Source organism: Methanolobus psychrotolerans (genome assembly GCF_002243045.1).
Lineage (GTDB): Archaea > Halobacteriota > Methanosarcinia > Methanosarcinales > Methanosarcinaceae > Methanolobus > Methanolobus psychrotolerans.
In genome coordinates, this window is record NZ_MBKP01000013.1 from 1 (window position 1) to 20,170 (window position 20,170).

Genomic DNA, 20,170 nt, shown 5'->3' on the forward strand with positions numbered 1-20,170 from the left:
TTGTTCATTTCGTTCCTATCACTTTATGGATATGCAAAAATTGAGAATTGCATACGCAATGCCTCCCTTACAAAGAAGTATTCTCCAAGGGATTTAATTGAAATGTTCGGTAAAGTCTATATGATGGATATTGATGGACAGATGATGTTGACTGAAGTACCAAAAAAGGTAGAGGATTTAGGAAAGAAGTTAAATCTTGGGTTATTCCCTAAATGAGCAGAGTTAAGGTTTAATAATAATAGTATCTACATTGATTGGAATTGTGGCAACCAATCTGAATTATCTTGTAAATATTCAATATGAAAAAAATAAGTATTTCGGGTTTTTCAAAAAGAATGATGCTATTTATAATGTATTATCAGAAGTAGGTCGAATAGAAAGTATCAACCGATATGCAATATCACACTTTTTTACCGGGTGGTTTTTAGGATATATATATTTCAATTTTGTTATGATTTACATAATTAAAACCTTAGTATTTATGAGTACAAACAACTTCTCTTTATTTTATTTTGACATTGATCCCTATGTTGGAATAAATGGAAAATTAATCGATGCAGCTTATTTTAATTTGACTATATTCTTACTAGCAATTTTTTGGTACATTATATATAAGCATGTGAAATTAAACGTTATTCCTGGTCAATCTGTATCACGGAAATCTAAAGGATTATTATACACATTATGCATTTTAGCAGGTGCTATATTCATATCTATATTTTTAATTTTTATATATATCATTAAATCAATTATCCCAGAATTTATATTTTCAGAACTTACTTATGACCTTTTTTTCTTAGTTCCTTTCTTCATTGGTGGATTTCTGGTAAGTTATTTTTGTATTAAATTGTCGTATAGTAAAGTTATAAATGCTAAAAAAACAGCAGAAAATAATATATCAGAATTCTATAAAAAAGGTTATCCGTATGTAACAATAAGCACATCTTCAAAAAAAATAGAAGGAAAAATTATAACAGTTCATGACAAAAATGTAATTATACTTGAAGAAGACCCTAATAAAACAGTAGCAATCCCGTGGATTAATATTATATTCATTGAGGTATTAGATTATTAATATGGCATCTCCTCTTCCAAAGCTTGATTTATTATGGGATTCCGGTGGTTATTTCCTTCACTTGGCGAAATTGGATAAGCTCATTCAACATATCTTAGCTCTACGTCCTCATTTAGATTTTTTAAACTCTGGAGATTTTAGGGAAACACGGAAATCCCAATTTAATTTATTTTTATTTACAGGTGAGAATCCACATCTGACCATCGCTTCTTTAAACTGCTTATTCGTGATAAAGGAACCATCTGGTGATTCCTCAAAAAGAAGTTTAAGCGCATAACTGGCGTAAGCCTTCTCTGGTGTTTTTTGTGGGAGTATATTTGCCGTTATTCAATTATCCAGGGCTTTTTCTTGAATGTCGGGTAATTCGTATTCACTCATTTTCACTCACTCATATCTGTCATCATTTATCACTAAAGTATCAAGCGCTTCGTTTACACCGGGATCATGAATGTATATCAATACATTCATTCTATCTTTTATTCTCTCCAATAAATCAAACATCAACACAACTATTAACTCATATTATTTGTTTTATACATTTACTTGGTGGTTTAGGTCATTTACCCGGGCTCTGCCATCACCAATCCTTGCATTTGTCATATCGTATAACCAACTGTTTCAGAGATTTCTGCAGAACGTGATTTTAACAGCTAAATGGGCACATTACATAATCATTTAAACTAACAACTATTAGTATAACCTTAATTTTTATTATCTATAATTACATTACTAGTTCTAGAGTTTAGAAAGAGGCTTAAAAATGATTTGTCAAATTACAGATTATAGAGGTTTCGGCTATGAGCTACACAAAAATGGGCTGTTTTGGAACACCTATATTTACAAAAGAGAACTCGGGTTCAACTATCGGCTTATAAACATCATTCGATTTCTGGTTGAACCCAAAATTGAAATCATCTATGAAACTATTGACAGAACAGTTGCTGATATTGGCAGCTAACTCCCTTTTAACACATCATTGAATTTTCTAAGTATTGAATATGATCAGTTGGGACATTATGATTATAACTACTGTATGTGCTCCGAACTATATTCTAAACTATCAATATCAATACTTTTGGATCAGTTTCATTTAAAGCAGCAACATAAGGAGGGATGTTTTGCGTTCATTGATAGCTAAAAAAGCCATAGACATGCTTCGCGTTACAAAAGGAGTCGAAAATGCTTTTCTTCTTAACGAACAGGATATCGGACAAATAAGAAAACTCGAAGAAGAAGATGAGCAAATGAACTCGCGATATTTTGGTAGAAAAAACAATATAGGTGTCAAGAGAGTCCTTCAGGCAGAGATATTAATAGCTTTTATAACAAATAGAGAATATGACTGGCCAAAAGATAACTTAAAGATCACATATCAAGGAGAGGTTATTGGAAAAGATGTCAGTGATATATTGGAAATAAACAGATACAAAAATTCAAAAGACTATTGTGTCTGTGGAAACATAGTAATTAACCATAAAAAAATGAAGGGATTCAGAGACATCGACGAACCACCCATGATGATAATATATGCAAAACCTTGGATCGAAATTGAAAACATGGCCTTCATTTCTGAAGCTTTGATAGCTTCGCCTTCAAGATTAACTGATAATTACATCAAATCAAAGGTCACTTTCAAGAGTAAATTGCATATTGGTACATTTCTTGCAGGAATGAACCTCATTAAGAACATTCAAGAAGAAACTAAAATCACATACACAGTCGAAAGCTAAAAGCATATAATCCCGCATGTTGAACGTAAATGAATGTCATGTGGATGAATATATGATAATTCGCTTATGTCACTGGCACCCTCAAACATTTGAGTTTAGTGATTTCACAACTGTGCTCTTCTTGAAGAAATAGCATACCGTTTTCATGATCTGACCTTCCTTTACTTGTTAATCCGTGTGCTCTTAATTATCCCGATGAAATCAAAATACACCAAAAGATCACCGAGTTCGCTCTCTTGTCCTGTCAAAAGAACATCCTATCCCGGCATGGTTAAATGATTGTGTCCTGTCAAGAATTGAATAGCTATCTATTATAGCGTAAAATGATATCTCTTAGGTATTTCTGTATTTCTCTCCTATAATGTCAACTCTTCTCACACTACACAATTTAAATATCATATAAATGCCATATTTACTAGAATGAGTTCCATAGTTGATAGAATAGTCCCAAAGCAGCGAAAAATGTCAACAAAAGTTGGCGGGTTGCTGATAATCGTGGGAGAGACTATGTTCCTTTTCTCCCTGCTGAATTTCCTGATGATAACAAGGCTCCAGTACTATAGTTCCGGGGACAGTTTCATGAGGCAGTTATTTCCCCATTATCTCTTCTTCCTTGCAGCATTATTCATTGCGGCATTCATAGGCATGTGGCTGACCTACGTTTACGTTTTCCCAAGCAAGCAGCGCTTTGCACAGGAACAGGCTATTAAGGATGACAGAAGTCCTCTGTTCAATAAGGTGCTTGAGATCGAGAGTGAGCTATCAGAACTGAAAAATGCTGTAAATGAGATATCAAAAAAGATAGACAGCATGGCTGAGAAAAAGGACTGAAAAACGGCTGAAGAAACAGCTAAAAAAAGACTGATTATTTAACAGTTAAAATGACAATCGAGATAGACCCGCTTTTCGATGAACCTGCAATTGTAGTAAGCAATGAGACAAAGGCATTGGTAATTGCCGATATACACCTGGGGATAGAGTGGGATCTGTACAGGAGTGGTTTTTCCATTCCAAGCCGCATGAAACACGGTCTTGAGCGGATTCTCGGATACATTGAAAAAGTATCTCCTGACAGGATAATCCTGCTGGGTGATGTGAAACATAATGTGCCCCAGATATCCTGGCAGGAACGAGATGAGATCCCCTATTTTCTTTCAGCGCTCTGTGATCATGCAACAGTGGACATTTTCCCGGGAAACCATGATGGTGGTATCGAATTCCTGCTGCCTGAGGGGAAGAATATAAACATTCATCCGGTGCGTGGTTCTGTTATTGAGGGCGTGGGTTATTTCCACGGGCATACATGGCCTGACCCGGCTCTGCTTGCAGCAAAATACATGATCGCTGCCCACAATCATCCAACTATCCGTTTCACCGATTCCCTGGGATATGCCACAGTGGAGCAAAGCTGGATAAGGACACACCTTAACCTTCAGGTGCTGAGGGAGCATTTTGCAAGCCTGGACCTGAAGGAGGAAAATGGTAACTGGGGTGACCCTGAGCTTATAGTCGTACCGTCGTTCAATGAATTATGTGGTGGCGTTGCTTTCAATGAATCACTTCATGATGACCTTCTCGGACCTTTGTTCTCTTCAAAGAGCGTTGATATCGACAATGCAGAAGCCTATCTTCTTGACGGGACAAAACTCGGGAAATTAAAGAACATAAGGAAACTGGAAGAGAGCAGGATGCGTCCTTCTAAAAGAAAACGCAAGGGGACTAAAAAATGAGTTTTGGCAATCTTTTTGATTTATTTGATCAGAGGATACAGGATTCCCTTGAAAAGCAGGGTTTTAAGGCTCCCACTGAACCTCAGGAAAAGGCATTTCCATATATCCTGAAAGGCGATCATACATTCCTTATTGCTCCTACAGGGTCGGGTAAGACTGAATCCGCAGTCCTTCCTATATTTAATAGTATACTCTCCAAGACAGAGGAGCAGAGAAAAGGGATCTCTGCCCTTTATATAACTCCACTCAGGGCGCTCAACCGTGATATGCTCTCACGTATCCAGTGGTGGGGAAAGGAACTTGGAATTGATGTGCAGGTGAGGCATGGGGATACTTCCCAGTATGAGAGGCAGAAACAATCCCGCAAGCCGCCTGATTTCCTGATAACGACTCCCGAGACCTTGCAGGCAATGTTCACGGGGTCACGCCTGCGGAAGAATCTGGAATCAGTTACCCATGTTGTTGTGGATGAGATCCATGAGATGGCCTCTTCAAAGAGAGGTACCCAGCTTGCAGTGGGTCTTGAAAGGCTTGTGGAACTTGCAGGCGAGTTCCAGAGGATTGGTCTTTCGGCAACAGTTGGCAATCCTGAGGAGGTTGCGAAGTTCCTTGCAGGAACTGACAGGGATGTTTCCATTGTTTCAGTTTCCCTGCTAAAACTTCTGGAATTCAGGGTAATGAGCCCACAGGTCACCGATGAGGATGTGGAAATTTCAAAGAGGCTGGCATGTGATGTGAACTTCGCTGCACATATTCGTTGTGTCAGGGACATTGTCATGGATAATGTTTCAACTCTTGTTTTTGTAAATACGAGACAAAGTGCTGAAGCACTTGCAGCGGGTTTTAATATGCTGGAGCTTCCGGTTGGTGTTCATCATGGTTCTCTCTCAGTGGATTCACGTATAGAGGCAGAGGAATCATTCAAGAACGGAGACATTCGTGGTCTTATATGTACTTCATCAATGGAACTTGGTATTGATATTGGAAACGTTGACCATGTGGTACAGTATGGTTCCCCTCGTCAGGTTTCAAGGCTCCTGCAACGTGTAGGTCGTGCAGGGCACAGGATACATGAGATCTCCAGGGGTACTATAATTGCCATGGATGCAGATGATGTTGTCGAGAGTATGGCAATTTGCAGGCTGGCCATGGACGGGAAGGTTGAGTCGATATCTCCGCATATGAATTCCCTTGATGTGATAGCCAACCAGCTTTCAGGAATGGTGCTTGATTTCGGAGAGATCGGGATTGACTGGATACACAGTATCCTGAAACGTGCATATCCTTTCAAAGACCTGCGAATAGAAGTGCTCAGGAAGGTTATCAGCCAGATAGCGGATTATCGGATGGTCTGGCAGGAAGAAGGTTCAGATTCAATAAGCCGCAGAAAAAAAAGCTGGCAATACTATTATGAGAACCTCTCTATGATACCGGATGAGAGGAAGTATGAGATATTTGATATTGTCACCGGCAGGCCGGTGGGTGTGCTTGATGAGGCTTTTGTTATTAATTTTGCAACCCCCGGAGCTGTGTTTATTACTAAAGGTGACATGTGGAGGGTCATTGAGATGGTCAGTGACCGCAACAGGATCAAAGTGGAACCTGTAAGGGGTATGGGGGAGATACCAAGCTGGGTCGGTGAGGAGATACCTGTACCGTTTGAGGTTGCTCAGGAAGTAGCCAGTATTCGTTCCTTTGTCGCAGGTATGATCCATGAGGAAAAAGAAGATGATTTCATAGCAAAAGAGGTGTCCTCTGTTTATCCTATCGATTCCGAAGATCTGATTGAATTGCTTACAATACTGAGGGAGCATGTTGAAGGGGGTTATCCGCTACCTGATCAGCATATGTTCGTTATTGAGAACGATGGCGACGCTGTTCTTATTAACGTTTGCCTTGGACATAATGCAAATGAAACGCTGGCAAAAGTTCTCACTTCCCTGCTTGCTGCAAGATATGGAAGCAGCGTTGCACAGGAGATAGACCCTTACAGGATACGACTGACACTTCCACGCAGGATAAAGGCAAAGGAGATCGAAACCCTTCTGAGGGATATACAGCCTGAGCATATCGAGCCTATCATTGAGATGACTTTGAAGAATACTTCCCTGATGAAGTGGAAAATGGTGCATGTTGCCCGGAAGTTTGGTGCTCTGAGCAAGGATCTGGATTATGACAGGATAAGCATGAAGAAACTTCTTGAGATATATCGTGATACTGCAATGTACGATGAGGTCATAAGGGAGATATTTCACGATATGCTGGATGTTAAAAAGGTCACGGATATCCTTACTAAATTGGCTGCCGGGGATATTCATCTTGTTGTCAGCACTTCAACACCTATCGGTCGTTCCGGCTTTTCTATGAAACGTGACCTTGTTGCTCCTGAAAAGGCTGACAGGTCAATTGTGATGGCGCTGAAGGAACGTATCATGAATGATAATGTGATACTTTTTTGTGTTCATTGCAAGAAGTGGACATCAAAAAGACAGGTTAAGAATGTTCCTGAAAATATTATATGTCCGGTGTGTGATTCGGGAATGGTGGCCGCCCTGAAACCATGGGAAGAAGAAGAGATCAAGCTTGTGAAGAAGCAGGGTAGCGCCACTTCTGCAGAGGATATAAAACGTATACGGAAGGTTTACAGGAATGCGAATATTGTGATGACTCATAGGAAAATGGCAGTGATAGCGCTTGCAAGCAGAGGTGTCGGGCCAGAAATGGCAACCAGGGTGATACAAAAAATGCGTCATGATGAGGAAGCTTTCTATCGTGATATACTGATTGCTGAAAGGAATTATGCAAAGAATAAGAAATTCTGGAGCTGATGTACTATTATGTGTAAGGCTATTTGGGTAGATAATCTTAATATAAAAACAAGTACAAATTTTATATGGTAAGAATTTTTGATCGATACTAAACAGGCTAGGGGGCTGAAAATGCAATCATTTATAGTTGAACATTACCTGAACAAGAAGATCGATATTTATTGTGGTGGACCTGACAGGTTCTACGGGTTTGTTGAAGCATGTGCCGATGGGGTACTGACGATCAAGGACAATGATATGTATACGCATATTTCCATTGACAAGATCATAGCAATCTGGAGCGATGGTAAAAAATAAGTGGAAAGTAGGTTTAACTTGTATTCGGAATTTCCGGCAAGTTTTTTCTTTAAATTTGTAAGATACTTATTAATATTTATATTTAAACATTTTTGTGTTATTTTGTTTCTGCCAATATATGTGAACATGCCTTATCATGCTCATTACTTCTCTTTTTTCTTTTTTTATGTTCTTCTCTGCTTTAATCCAATAGTTTTATATCTGATGTAACTCAAATCAGGGTGATTAAAATCTACTCAACAGAGAAGGATTCATTATGAACATGAAAGAAAGATTACTCAAAGCATTAAAAGGTGAAGAAGTCGACAAAGTTCCAGTTCTGACCGTTACTCAGTCCGCTATTGTTGAGCTCATGGACATGACAGGCGCAGCATGGCCAGAGGCACACAGTGACGCACAGAAGATGGCAGATCTTGCAATCGCATCATACGAAGTATGTGGTCTTGAAGGTGTAAGGGCTCCATACTGTCTTACAGTACTTGCAGAAGCAATGGGCTGTACAGTCAACATGGGTACAAAGAACAGGCAGCCTTCAGTTACCGATCACCCATATCCAAAGGGCGTAGAGGACCTTAAGATGCCAGAGAATCTCCTTACAATAGGCAGAATTCCTGTTGTACTTGAAGCAATGAAGCTCATCAGAGATAAGGTAGGAGATGAAGTACCTATAATTGCAGGTATGGAAGGCCCCGTAACCCTTGCATCTGACCTTGCAAGCGTAAAGAAGTTCATGAAATGGTCCATCAAGGCACCAGAAGACTTCAATACAATTCTTGACTTCGCATGTGATGCATGTATCGAGTACGCAAACGCACTCTTCGCAGCAGGAGCAGACGTTGTCAGTGTACCAGACCCAGTAGCATCACCTGACCTCATGTCACCTGATACATTCGACAAGCAGCTCAAGCCATTCCTTCAGAAATTTGCAGATGGTGTCAAGGGCCCAATGATTCTCCACGTTTGTGGCGATGTTTCACCCATCCTTGAAATGATGGCAGACTGCCACTTCCCATCAATCAGCATTGAAGAGAAGGTAAAGGACCTTAAAGGTGCAAAGGCAAAGGTTGCTGGAAAGGTAACAATCTGCGGTAACGTTTCAAGCCCCTTCACACTTCTTGCAGGCGACGAAGCAAAGGTCAAGGCAGATGCAACAAAGGCTCTTGAAGACGGCGTCGATGTCCTCGCACCAGGCTGCGGGATTGCACCTGACACTCCAGTTGCAAACATTAAGGCAATGGTCGAAGCAAGAGACGAATTCTACGCATAAAATTTTTACACAGGTATGCCATAGTTTTACTATGGCCCTGTAACATCTTTTTTTGGATTTGTTCTTTGTTTTTGAGGTAACTTTCTTATTGTTGTAATTATTTATATAAAATTAAAATGGAGCGTTTATATGCACTTTAGTCTTGGAATTGATGCAGGTGGTACGTATACGGATGCTATTCTGGTAAGGGATTCGGATGGTTCTGTACTGGGCTCAAGTAAAGCACTTACAACATATCCCGATCTTGTTGTGGGCATCAGGAATGCGATTGAAGGGATAGATCCAAAATACTATAAAGACATAACTCTTGTGTCTGTTTCCACGACTCTTGCTACCAACACTGTACTTGAAGGTACTGGAAGTCCTGTGGCATTGATTCTGGTGGGTGAGCATCCTACTAAGGGTGAGTTTCCCGCAAGATATGTGCTTTCAATTTCCGGTGGTCATGGTTACAGCGGTGAAGAAATTGAAAAACCAGATATCAATGCTGTCAGGAAATTTGTTGAAAAGTTCAAAGACGATGTTGCTGCATTTGCAGTTTCTTCTGTTTTTAGTATTCGAAATCCTGAACATGAGCTGGCTATTACTGGGGTCATACATGAACTGACCGGATTGCCAGTGGTCTGTGGTCATGAACTGTCCCAGGATCTCGGTGCATATGAGCGGGCAGTCACTGCTTCTTTAAATGCCCAGTTACTTCCTATCACTCATAAATTCATCCGTTCTGTTATGGATGAGATAAAAAGAAGAGATATAAATGCCAGATTACTGATGCTGAAGTGTGATGGTACTGTTGTAGGTCTCAAAGACGCACTGGATAAACCTGTGGAAACTATTTTTTCCGGTCCTGCTGCAAGTCTTGTGGGAGCTTCTTTCCTTTCCGGTCTAAAAACATGTGCAGTAGTTGATGTTGGTGGGACAAGCACAGATGTTTCTGCAATAATAGGAGGAATACCGGAGTTATCTGAGACAGGTGCAATTGTTGGTGGATGGAAAACCAAGGTTCGTGCAACAAGGATGGAAACTTCTGCCATGGGGGGGGACAGTCATGTATGGACGTGTTCTAAGTCAATACACATAGGCCCAAGGAGAGTTATTCCTCTTTGTCTTGCTTCTTCTAAATATCCGGGCTTTCTGGAGAAATTACAAACCAGCAGGATTCCTTTGAGAAGCGTCCTTGATAGGAATGTCCAGCCGACTAAATTTTTTATGCGGTCTGGTTTTGAACCTGGTAGTCTTGATGAGTCGGAAAATGAGGTATTCAATACAATTGGCAATGAGCCGATGAGCCTCGATGAGATCTCAAAGCTGTCAAAAAAAGTTCCTTCTACTATTGTTCTTGATTCCCTTATTCAAAAAAGGCTTATTCAGGCAATTGGTTTCACGCCTACTGATGCTCTCCATGTAGTTGGGGACTATACTTTTTGGGATATTGAGGCATCAAAAGCAGGAGCTGAAAAGCTTGGAAAACTTAATGGTATGGAGGGCCTTGAATTTTGTAATAAAGTCAAGGATGTTGTAGCCCGGAATATGGCTTTCAACTTAATGTCTTATATTTTACCAGGTATTGATGTTTCAGGAATCAGAAAAATTGTTGAGGGACAATTTAATGCAAGATTTAAGGTGGACATTCCTGTTGTTTTGCTTGGTGGCCCGGTTGCTGCTTATCGGGAGAATATGGCAGATATAATCGATGCAGATATAATCATTCCTGAGCATGCGGAGGTTGGGAATGCTGCAGGGGCCCTCTTTGGTAAAGGCATTAAAAGAGTCGAGCTAATTATAAGGCCAATTTCGGTTGCAGACCCTGATGGGGGTTATCTGGTATTTTCTCCGGATGGAAGAAATAGTTTTGAGAAATATCATGAAGCAGTGGAATATGCTAAAGAGCATGGTGTGAAACTGGTTTTTGATTACATGGGTGAATGTGGTGTAAGTAAGGATAATATTGATATTAATACTACAAAAAAGACCTTCTCGCCGGAAGATTGGAAACATGATCCTCTTGAAACCACAATTATAATCATGGGTGTAGGTTATCCTAAAAAATTCAATATATAACTCTTCACTCCATTGTTTTATTATGCAGAAAAATCTTATTGATCTGTATATTTTGAGTTACCGATAAACGTAGGTATGGATTTTATCTGTGTTTATCTATTTACTTACTAATAAATTCTAATATTACTCAATAATTTGGGAGTGAGTATCTTAGGTTTAATATAATGTATAAGAATACACATACACACACACATATATATATACATATATATAAATAAAAAGCTCTACAGAGCCGATTCTTATTTTTTATAAAAACCCTAAAATAAGATATACTTAAAACTACGGAATCATTATATTATATAATAAAAAGAAAAAAAGAACAAGTTCTAGATTTAGAACTTGTAGTTTGCGTCTGGTCTGAATACTGCAACTTCTGCCTTGTACTTCTCAAGACAGTCGCTCATGAATGTTTCAGATTCATCTGTCATTGCATCGAGTGCTGCCTTTGCATCTGCAAGTGCATTCTTCTCGAACTTGGACATGATGAGTTTCTTGCTGTCTGCTGCGTTGAGTATGTCGACACAGGATATTGCTGCGTTCTTTGCACGGAGGTAGAGGTCGTCACCGTTCTTTACGATTGCCTGTCCTACCTTGTATGCGTTGTCGTATGCAAGGACGTATCCCTGTGGGTCTCTGTATTTGTCAGAGAGTACGAGCATGTCACGGAGGAGCTTTGCGTTTCCGGTCTCTGTTGCTACGTTAAGCATTGCTGCATCGTAGTTAAGGGTCTCTGACCAGCACTGGACAGATGTACCACCGAATTCACCGTGGTATTCTACGGACTCGTTTGACCAAAGGTCACAGCACTGCATGACGAGGTTACCCATTACGTCAGAGTGAGCACAGGTTGAGGTCTTTCCTTCCTGAGCGATTGGACATCCTGTGATGGACTTTACGATTGTGTTCTCGTATCCACAGTCTTTTCCTGGGCCCTGGGCACCTGCTTCATATCCGGCGAGTGTCCTTGGTGCGGAAATTGCTCTTGCAATGATTGCAATGGTGTGTGCAAGGTTCTTGTCGAGGAGACCACCAGCAATGAACATTGCGGTGTTTGCCTGTGCACAGTCTGTGTCACCAGCTGCAATTCTGCCTTTCTTGTCTGCGATCTTCCTGATGTCTGACCAGATCATGGTCATGTCAATTGAACCGAGGCAGCCAATTGAGTATACGAGACCAGGGATGTCGTTCCTGAGAATTGCGTAGTCGAGGATTTCCTTGCCGCCCATTGTTTCGATGGACAGGAAGTCTGCTCCTCCGTCTGCTACTGCTTCAAAGGATTCCATGAGTACATCGTACTTGTCACCGATCAGTGCAAGAAGGTCACGGTTTTCACGGACGTCACCAGGGGTGTGCCTGAGAGCAGTTTTGATTCCGTATTCTTCGTGGTATTCTTCGAGAATTGTCTTCTGTACGTGAGCGATTTCTCCTCCCCAGGTTGGGTTGTTGGTCATCTGCTCTACGTGCTCTGTCTCAAGTGATACTGCTGGGAAACCGACCTGTACAGCTCTTGCCATGATGTCGGTTGTAAGTCTGCGGTATTCGGAAACGAGTTTCTCCTTGGAGACACCTGCTTCTGGTCTTGGTGCATAGTTAACTTCTGCTGTTACGTATCCAGCACCAACTTCTAATCCGAGTTCTGCTTTGACTGGGTAAATTGACTTACCGAAAATCATGTCGTCAGCAGCTTTGTATGCCATTGATGTGTATCTTTTTACCATTTGACTCATCTCCTTAGTGTTTGTGGAAGGTCTCCTTCAGCTGTGCAAGACCTTTTCCTGCAAGTATTGCATTTGCCATCTTTGGTGCATCTGCTGCTTCTTCACCATATACTCCGAGTTCGTATGTGGTTACGAAGTCCTGGTTTACTGCTCCGCCACCGCACTGGAATGGTATCTTGATACCTGACTCGAGGAGCCTGTCATTGACTTCCTTGAATGCATACATTGTTGTTGTCATCAATGCTGTACCAGTAAGCATCATTGGGCTTTCCTTCTTTACAGCTGCGATAACTTCATCAACTGGGCAGTCACGTCCAAGGTCAACTACTTCAAAGCCAGCTGCTCTGAGGAGTGCTGCTACAATGGTCTTACCGATGTCGTGTACGTCACCTTCTGCTACGTGGCAGACAACCTTTCCTTTTGGTTTAGGTGCAGATCCGCCCTGTTCTTTACAGAATTCGATACCTTCTAACATTGCATCTGCTGACATCATAACGTTTGGCAGGAAAATTACACCCTGGTCGTACATGTCAGTGACGATCTTCATTCCGACCATCAGCACATCGTCGATGAGTTTTATTGCATCTGCTCCGCCTTCGATTGCCTTCTCAAGACCTTCGATAACGTCGTCTTCTTCTCCCTCAAAGATTGCAGCACAGATTGTTCTTGCTGGTTCTGCTTTTGGGTACATCTCAGCTGCCATGTCTTCAGGTGTCTGTGCTTTTTCTTTCTGCACATTGTACCTAATTAATATTTTACTTGGGTCTATATCCATCTAATTCTACCTCCTTAGATCTAGATTCCTTCCTGCCACTTCATACATTCAAACGAAGTATGTTGCTAAGCAGCAGATGGATCTCTGTTAACTCATAACTTTGAACGATGCAGCAAAAGTCTCCACAACCGTTTGCTAACAATCTTTAGTCATTCGTTAACTTCATCTTTCCACATAACCACTTATTCGGGACAGCTATATAAACATAGCGGTTTTATCAATTTATAATAATAGTGATATATATCACGAACGTATGTTTTTATACAGTACTCACTGTTTTATGTTTTAGCTAGGTATTCTCTCTTTAGTATCTGATTATATTTATACAGTATGCACCCTTCTTTTTGTATTTATTCATAAATTCATATCAAAAAAGCACGAATGTATCGGTTAACTTTAAATACAACTGTCTTTTTTGTCGTTTTTAAGTCTCTAACTAAACTTTGCTTGTTATTTCTTAATGAATCAAATAAAAAATATATTTATTTAACTTGAGTTTCTTTTCTACAATTCTTTACAATTATTTAGTACAGTTAGTGTGATCATCCTTTTTTTTTCATAATTTTTAGATCATTCTCTATTTTTTTTATTAATTGTTAACCGTTCGATTTAAGTATCGTCAAAAGTCGAAGTATACATTACATCTTCAGTTATTTTTATCGTCTGTTTCGGTTTAGCTTACATATGCGTTACACTTATATAACGTATTATTTCAAGGAGATTTCACGCAGATACAAATGATGTGTTTAATTTTTTTGATCACATGTATTGTAAACAATCTGCTCAGAGAACACAAATTTTAATAAAAAAAGGAAGTGCAGGCTTTATTAGATTAAAGCTGCATACTAATCAATTGTTATTGATTAGGTCAATTGGTTTTTGGTTACCATGATCATGATTATGTCCATGTGGTTTGTTGTGCGTGAATTTAATCATCTGGGCATCCAGTTTGTATGAAATAGTCTCATTTACGATTTGTACAAGCTTTTCACGATCGATGCTTGATGCGGCAGACAATATTTTAAGTCTGGGCGTTTCCTTGGTCAAGCTATCTATGACCTCCATTGTTATGTCCTGATCAAATGCTGTAAGGTTTGTCTTTATGGTATTGGAATCAGATTCTATGAACAACTTGATGTGTCCTACAAATTCAGGACTTAGCTCAATAACCTTTGATTTTATAGATTCCATTATCTCGTTTGCAACGACCCGTGCAAGTTCGGTTTTTATCCCCTCGTTTAGCAGGTACTCAGTAGCGTAGCTGGATATACCAGATGCTTCTATTGAATCAAGACTCTCAACAAGTGGTTCTCCTGTTCTTTCATCAATCACCAGCGTATCCTTGCTTGTTGTTTTCAACTCGCGAACTTCCTTTTTGGCGGATATCTCTTCATCCATTGCAAGTTTCACAAAGTTATGCCAGTGGTCATCATCTTTGGATGCAGAAAGCAGGACGACCTTTGCCTTTGGATTCAATTGCTGTACAGAAGTCTCAATGATGGGTATTCGTATCTCATCTATCAAATCAATCTTGTTGATGCCCAATATCTCTGCATCAATTATTTGGCGCATGGCAAAATTCTTAGCTTCTTTCATCAACTGTTTGAATCTGCTACCGTCTATCAATGTGACAAGGGGTTGTATGGTTGTGTCCTTCAGATCCATCAGGCTGATTTCATTCTTGATTATCTGAGGGAATGCTATTCCTGTGGGTTCTATAAGGACGATGTCAGGATTATAATCTCTTTTCAGGATGGTCAATGTTATTTTCATATTGACTTTAAGTGAACAGCAAATGCAGCCACTTGTGAGTTCTGTCATATCCAGCCCATATTTAGAGATGACATCTCCGTCAATACCGACTTCACCAATCTCATTCACAATGACAGCAACTTTCTTACCAGTTTCACTGAACTCCTTCCCCAGTCTTATAATAGTGGATGTCTTGCCACTACCTAAGAATCCACCAACTACAAGTATTTTCATATCAATTACCTTCTTAAAAAAAATAAATAAGGAGATTATGCTGATTGTTCCAGCACTTTAAGGTTCTCCCACTGGAATTTATCCTTTGGACATGCGTTAATGCATCTCTTGCAGTTTGCACCGTCACAGAGGTCTGAACTGATCATAACGATACCTTCCTCATCGATGGTAATCGCGTCATTTGGACAGACCTTAATGCATTTTGCACACTCCGGACAATCTACTTTCATTGTAAGGAAAGTACCGACGCGCTCTAGTACTTGAAGTCCTTCTGGGCCAAGTACGGGTATATCCCTTTGCACAGTCTTTGTGACAGTTGTGGTTTTCTCGGGCAGGTCTATCTGTGGAAGTCCTTTCTTCTTAAGGAATTTCTTCAGCATCTTGAAAGGCATTCCTTCGGTCCAGTATGATATCTCCTGGATGTATGCTTCCTTGAATGCAGGGTCAGTTGCAAACATAACGTGGTTGCTTACAATCCTTGAGGCAATTTCCTGGAGTTCCCACAGCCTTTCCTCGGCCAGGAGGATCTCCCTTGCAACTATCAATGATGTGTTACCGATCTGAATAACCTCATCGACATTAAATGGGACCATACCCACCTGGTGTGCCTTCATAGCATCCATGTAAGTGCCCGCAGCACCGGACATATATGCTTTCTTAACATCAGCAACTTCTATTCCTGCGGCATTACAAAGTGCAAGGTGGCCTGCACGAATGGCACCCATTGCGAGTCCTGCTGCTTCAACATCTTTCTCAAAGAACTTAATCTTGTCCTGCAAATAGAGTATATGGTCAGGAGTGTTGATCTTGGGGAGCTGAATAATTCCATTCTTCATTCCTGCTTCGATGATAGCAATGACACCCGTTCCTGTAATTCCTTTTGCTTTAATAGTGTCATCTTCGATTATATCTCCATTGTTTGGATTTATGAGTTTGCCCTTGACAGTGTTCATCTCTTCGTCAAGTACATAGTTGCGTATGTTCCCACTCTCAAATTCAACATCTGATATGACAAAAGGTGATGCAAGGTTTCCGTACTTTATCTGCTGGCCTTCAAGTGCAGGACCTGCAGCAGCAGAACCTGTATAGATCGTACCTTCATGAATAAGGGCCATCTCTGCATTGGTCCCGTAGTCAGTTGCAATAGCTGTTTCCTTTGTGTCCAGGAAACCGGATTTGATGATAAGCGCAAGTGCATCGGCACCAACCTCGTGTCTGATAGCCGGTGGTACTACAAGTTTTGCATTAGGGTATACTTCAAGTCCCTTGATCTCAGAACAGTCTACAATTCGTGCACTTCTGTCAGATTCCTTGATGTTCAGTTTTTCTTTCTTTCTTTCACCTGCATAGGCAAGGTCATCTATCGGGATTCCCTGGAATATTGATAGCTGTATCGGGTTTCCACAAATAGCCATTCTTTCCAGTTCATCTGGTTTTACTCCCAATGTTTCTATAACGTGCTTAACGGCATTAACATGCAGTCCCTGAGCAAGGTTCAGCCCGTAAGTGATGGCAAAGTCCAGATGGTCCATTACATTAGCTCCCGGAAGCGGATTACGGAGAGTAATAACGGTTTTCTGAATCTCACCGGTTTCCAGGTCTATTTTCTGTGCTCTTATTCCACTGGTTCCTATATCTATTGCAACTCCAAGTTTCATATTAATCCCTTTCAAATCTTTTTAAATTTTAATAACGCAGTATCTGTGTCCGAACTTAAAAATATATGTTGCGGTATTTTTTCTCTCTTTGTGTCATTATTTAAACTGATTGAAGTACATTCGAAAACCGCCGTAATTTAACAGTACCTGTTTGCTGTCTTCCAGAAATGGCGGTGGTCTAATTAATTAAAGGAAGTCTCAATATATCGGTTTATGGCTTTGTTTATTGAAAAGTGATTATGGATTTAGGCTGCATTTACTTGTAGCACATCCTTTTTCCCTTTTCAGTAAGCTGGTATGCCTTTCCTTCAAAACTTCCGGTTTCGGTATGGCAGGCCGGTGCCGCACTGCATGAACAGCATGCAGATGTTTTAGGTCCGGAATTGTTGCATAGTTCCTGGACGTAACCCATATGTTGCAGCATTGCAAGCCTGTCCCTCATGCTGCTCTGGCTTATTGCAAGCTTTTCTGCCGCTTCCTGCATTGTGCAGTTATCAATAAACAGGATTTTTAGTGTCTCTATGATCATTTTTATAACCTGCTTTCATTTATTGGCTCGAACATATTCTTCCATTTTATGAATGCAAATAACGGAAGGATGGCAAGATATATTCCGGGTCTCAGGTCGCTGGCAGGTGTCCATCCTATAAAGTCTTCATTTTTAAGAAGGTATGCTTCAAGCATATTCCCTGTGCTTACAAGCATGTATATTGCTGCAAAGATCAGTGATATCAGGATGCCGACATAGGCGTAGGATATGCCCTCAAATATTCCGGAATGCATCTCAATCACGCCGTAAATAAATACTGTTCCAATCAGCAGCAAGACGAATGCCCCAATGATGTCGGCAGGTATGAACAGCAGGTTAGTTAATGGTACCTGCACATCAGGTCCTATGAGGATCCTGATTGCTCCTGCAGATAACTGTAGCAGTCCCAGCAGGACATAAAGAGAGCCGGTAACTGTCGAAAAAACCATTGGTGTACTAGTGTCTTGCACATCGTTCCCATTTTCTCTTTTAATATCCAAGCAGTCTCCCTCCCTGATAAATTAAGAACGCTATTATCCATGCTACAACAATTCCATAGACAATCGCAAAGATTGTCCATTTCCACGAACCTGTTTCCTTTTTGATAACTCCTACGGTTGCCACACAGGGCATGTATAACAAACTAAAAGCCATCAGGCTAAGTGAAGAGAGCGCTGTGACCCCCGAATCTGCCAGAAGTCTTTCACTAAGGGCTTCAGAGCTATCTCCTGTGCCATAAAGTACTCCAATAGATGCCACAACTATTTCTTTAGCAACAAGTCCGAATATGAGCGCAACTGATATTTTCCAGTCAAAACCAAGAGGTTTCATCAGTGGTTCCACAGCATGTCCTATGCTGCCAACGTAACTTGCCTCGCTTCCATATTCAACGCCCCATGGGAATGAAGCCAGCACCCATATAACAACAACACCTGCTAATATGATAGTGCCGGCTTTTTTGATGTACATAAATCCATTGTCCCACATGTGTATAAGACTTGTCTTAAGGGTTGGGACACGGTATGGTGGCAGTTCCATTATGAATGGTGCTGGTTTTCCTTTGACAATTGTTTCTCTAAGTATCTTTGCTGATACTATCGCAATAGCTATGCCCAGTATGTACATTGCAAATATGACGGTTCCTGCCTGCCTGCCAAAGAAAGTGCCTGCAAACAGTACATATATAGGTAGTCTGGCTCCGCAGGAAATGAATGGTACTATAAGTATAGTTATAAGCCTGTCCTTTTCGTCCTCTATGCTTCTTGCAGCCATAATGGCAGGTACATTACATCCAAAACCCATGAGCATGGGTATGAATGACTTTCCATGCATGCCGATTTTATACATTAGCTTATCCATGATAAATGCGGCTCTTGCAAGATAACCACTGCCTTCCAGTAAAGATAACAGGAAGAACAAAATGAATATATTAGGTACAAATACAAGCACAGCACCCACACCGCCGATAATTCCATCTCCCACAAGAGATGCAAGCCAGTCTGGGTGAATACTTGATGACACATACTCTGAAGCCCATGTGGCCGCGAGGTCTATCATATCCATAAAAGGGGTTGCAAAGGCGAATGTAAGTTCGAATGCCCCCCACATCAATGCAAGGAATATAGGAATACCCAGATATTTGTTAGTGAGTACCCGGTCTATCATATCAGATTTGGTCAAAGTGTCATTGGCACGGGTACACATCTGTGGAAAAATGGTATTGATGGCAAGGTAGCGCTTGTCGGCAATTTCAGCTTCATATTCTTCCTGGTCAATTGAATCAATTATTGCCATGACCCTGCCATATACGGGACTATTTACAATTTTCCCCTTTACGTTATCATCACCTTCAAGCAGGCGAATGCTCACCCATCTCAGAGGATATCTCTTATCGCGTTTTTCATCTTCAATAAGCACCTTCTCTATATCAAGGATCTTCTCTTCGATCTCATTGCCATATCCGATCTCATGGCCATGATGCTGTTTTAATTCTTTTTGTTCGATTACTTTGTCAAGAAGGTCACAAAGACCTTTTTTCTGGGTTGCGACAGTTCTTATTACAGGTGTTGCAAGAAGTTCCTGCATTTTGTCGATGTATAGCCGGTCCCCCCTATCTTCTGCAATGTCGCACATGTTAAGGACAATGAGTATTTCCGAACCAAGCTCCATGAGCTGTGTAGTAAGGTAGAGATTCCTTTCAAGGTTGGAAGCGTCCACGACCTGGATGACAATGTCCGGTTTTTCCTCTATTATAAAATCTCTTGCAACTATCTCATCCATGGAATATGCGGTAAGGCTGTATGTGCCTGGCAGGTCTATAACTTCAATGTTATACCCTTTATACGCTACTCTGCCACTTTTCTTCTCAACGGTGACGCCGGGCCAGTTACCAACGTGTTGTCTGGAGCCTGTAAGTGCATTAAAAAGAGTTGTCTTTCCGACATTAGGGTTTCCTGTAAGTGCTATCTTTATCTCCCTGTCTTCCATGGAACAGTCCTCTGGGAATAATTATTATG

At 40.7% G+C, this 20,170-nt stretch carries 16 protein-coding genes; 9 read left to right on the plus strand and 7 right to left on the minus strand.

Annotated elements, in window-relative coordinates:
- From BB781_RS15955 to BB781_RS06370, 9 genes are all read left to right on the plus strand, one after another.
- Positions 1-216: hypothetical protein (locus BB781_RS15955; protein ID WP_207205252.1), on the plus strand; the 216-nt coding region annotated here is incomplete at its 5' end.
- Positions 217-481: 265 nt separating this feature from the next.
- The gene (locus BB781_RS06325) at positions 482-1,075 is read left to right on the plus strand and encodes a hypothetical protein (RefSeq protein WP_129582647.1); all 594 of its coding nucleotides are present in this window, start codon (positions 482-484) and stop codon (positions 1,073-1,075) included.
- A gap of 1,118 nt (positions 1,076-2,193) precedes the next feature.
- The gene (locus BB781_RS06340; RefSeq protein ID WP_094227666.1) at positions 2,194-2,805 is read left to right on the plus strand and encodes a hypothetical protein; all 612 of its coding nucleotides are present in this window, start codon (positions 2,194-2,196) and stop codon (positions 2,803-2,805) included.
- Positions 2,806-3,225: 420 nt separating this feature from the next.
- Positions 3,226-3,636: a hypothetical protein gene (locus tag BB781_RS06345; protein ID WP_242492561.1), complete on the plus strand. Its 411-nt coding sequence runs from the start codon at positions 3,226-3,228 to the stop codon at positions 3,634-3,636.
- 50 nt (positions 3,637-3,686) lie between these two features.
- Positions 3,687-4,535 carry a metallophosphoesterase gene (locus tag BB781_RS06350; protein WP_094227668.1) on the plus strand — a complete coding sequence of 283 codons (849 nt, stop codon included), beginning with the start codon at positions 3,687-3,689 and terminating at the stop codon, positions 4,533-4,535.
- The gene (locus tag BB781_RS06355) at positions 4,532-7,363 is read left to right on the plus strand and encodes a DEAD/DEAH box helicase (RefSeq protein ID WP_094227669.1); all 2,832 of its coding nucleotides are present in this window, start codon (positions 4,532-4,534) and stop codon (positions 7,361-7,363) included. Before BB781_RS06350 ends, BB781_RS06355 begins: the two co-directional genes overlap by 4 nt.
- A gap of 111 nt (positions 7,364-7,474) precedes the next feature.
- On the plus strand, positions 7,475-7,660 hold the full coding sequence (locus tag BB781_RS06360) for an MM0924 family protein (RefSeq protein WP_094227670.1): 186 nt from the start codon (positions 7,475-7,477) through the stop codon (positions 7,658-7,660).
- A 256-nt stretch (positions 7,661-7,916) separates the two neighbouring features.
- Complete coding sequence (gene mtaA / locus BB781_RS06365; RefSeq protein ID WP_094227671.1) at positions 7,917-8,927, plus strand: methylcobamide:CoM methyltransferase MtaA; 1,011 nt, start codon at positions 7,917-7,919, stop codon at positions 8,925-8,927.
- Positions 8,928-9,056: 129 nt separating this feature from the next.
- Complete coding sequence (locus tag BB781_RS06370) at positions 9,057-10,988, plus strand: hydantoinase/oxoprolinase N-terminal domain-containing protein (RefSeq protein WP_094227672.1); 1,932 nt, start codon at positions 9,057-9,059, stop codon at positions 10,986-10,988.
- 332 nt (positions 10,989-11,320) lie between these two features.
- Here the strand turns inward: BB781_RS06370 and mtaB are convergent, their stop codons facing one another.
- The 7 genes from mtaB to feoB all read right to left on the minus strand — a co-directional run bounded on the left by mtaB (position 11,321) and on the right by feoB (position 20,141).
- Positions 11,321-12,706, minus strand: a complete 1,386-nt coding sequence (mtaB, locus tag BB781_RS06375) for a methanol--corrinoid protein co-methyltransferase MtaB (RefSeq protein WP_094227673.1) — start codon at positions 12,704-12,706, stop codon at positions 11,321-11,323.
- A gap of 13 nt (positions 12,707-12,719) precedes the next feature.
- Positions 12,720-13,481, minus strand: a complete 762-nt coding sequence (gene mtaC / locus BB781_RS06380; protein WP_094227674.1) for a methanol--corrinoid protein MtaC — start codon at positions 13,479-13,481, stop codon at positions 12,720-12,722.
- Positions 13,482-14,330: 849 nt separating this feature from the next.
- Complete coding sequence (locus tag BB781_RS06385; protein WP_094227675.1) at positions 14,331-15,467, minus strand: GTP-binding protein; 1,137 nt, start codon at positions 15,465-15,467, stop codon at positions 14,331-14,333.
- A 35-nt stretch (positions 15,468-15,502) separates the two neighbouring features.
- On the minus strand, positions 15,503-17,125 hold the full coding sequence (locus BB781_RS06390; protein WP_094227676.1) for a methylamine methyltransferase corrinoid protein reductive activase: 1,623 nt from the start codon (positions 17,123-17,125) through the stop codon (positions 15,503-15,505).
- A gap of 256 nt (positions 17,126-17,381) precedes the next feature.
- Positions 17,382-17,654: a winged helix-turn-helix domain-containing protein gene (locus BB781_RS06395; RefSeq protein WP_094227677.1), complete on the minus strand. Its 273-nt coding sequence runs from the start codon at positions 17,652-17,654 to the stop codon at positions 17,382-17,384.
- Between the two features lie 2 nt (positions 17,655-17,656).
- Complete coding sequence (locus BB781_RS06400) at positions 17,657-18,154, minus strand: hypothetical protein (RefSeq protein ID WP_094227678.1); 498 nt, start codon at positions 18,152-18,154, stop codon at positions 17,657-17,659.
- On the minus strand, positions 18,144-20,141 hold the full coding sequence (gene feoB, locus BB781_RS06405; RefSeq protein WP_094227679.1) for a ferrous iron transport protein B: 1,998 nt from the start codon (positions 20,139-20,141) through the stop codon (positions 18,144-18,146). The genes BB781_RS06400 and feoB overlap by 11 nt, the downstream gene beginning before the upstream one ends.
- Between the last annotated feature and the right edge of the window lie 29 nt (positions 20,142-20,170).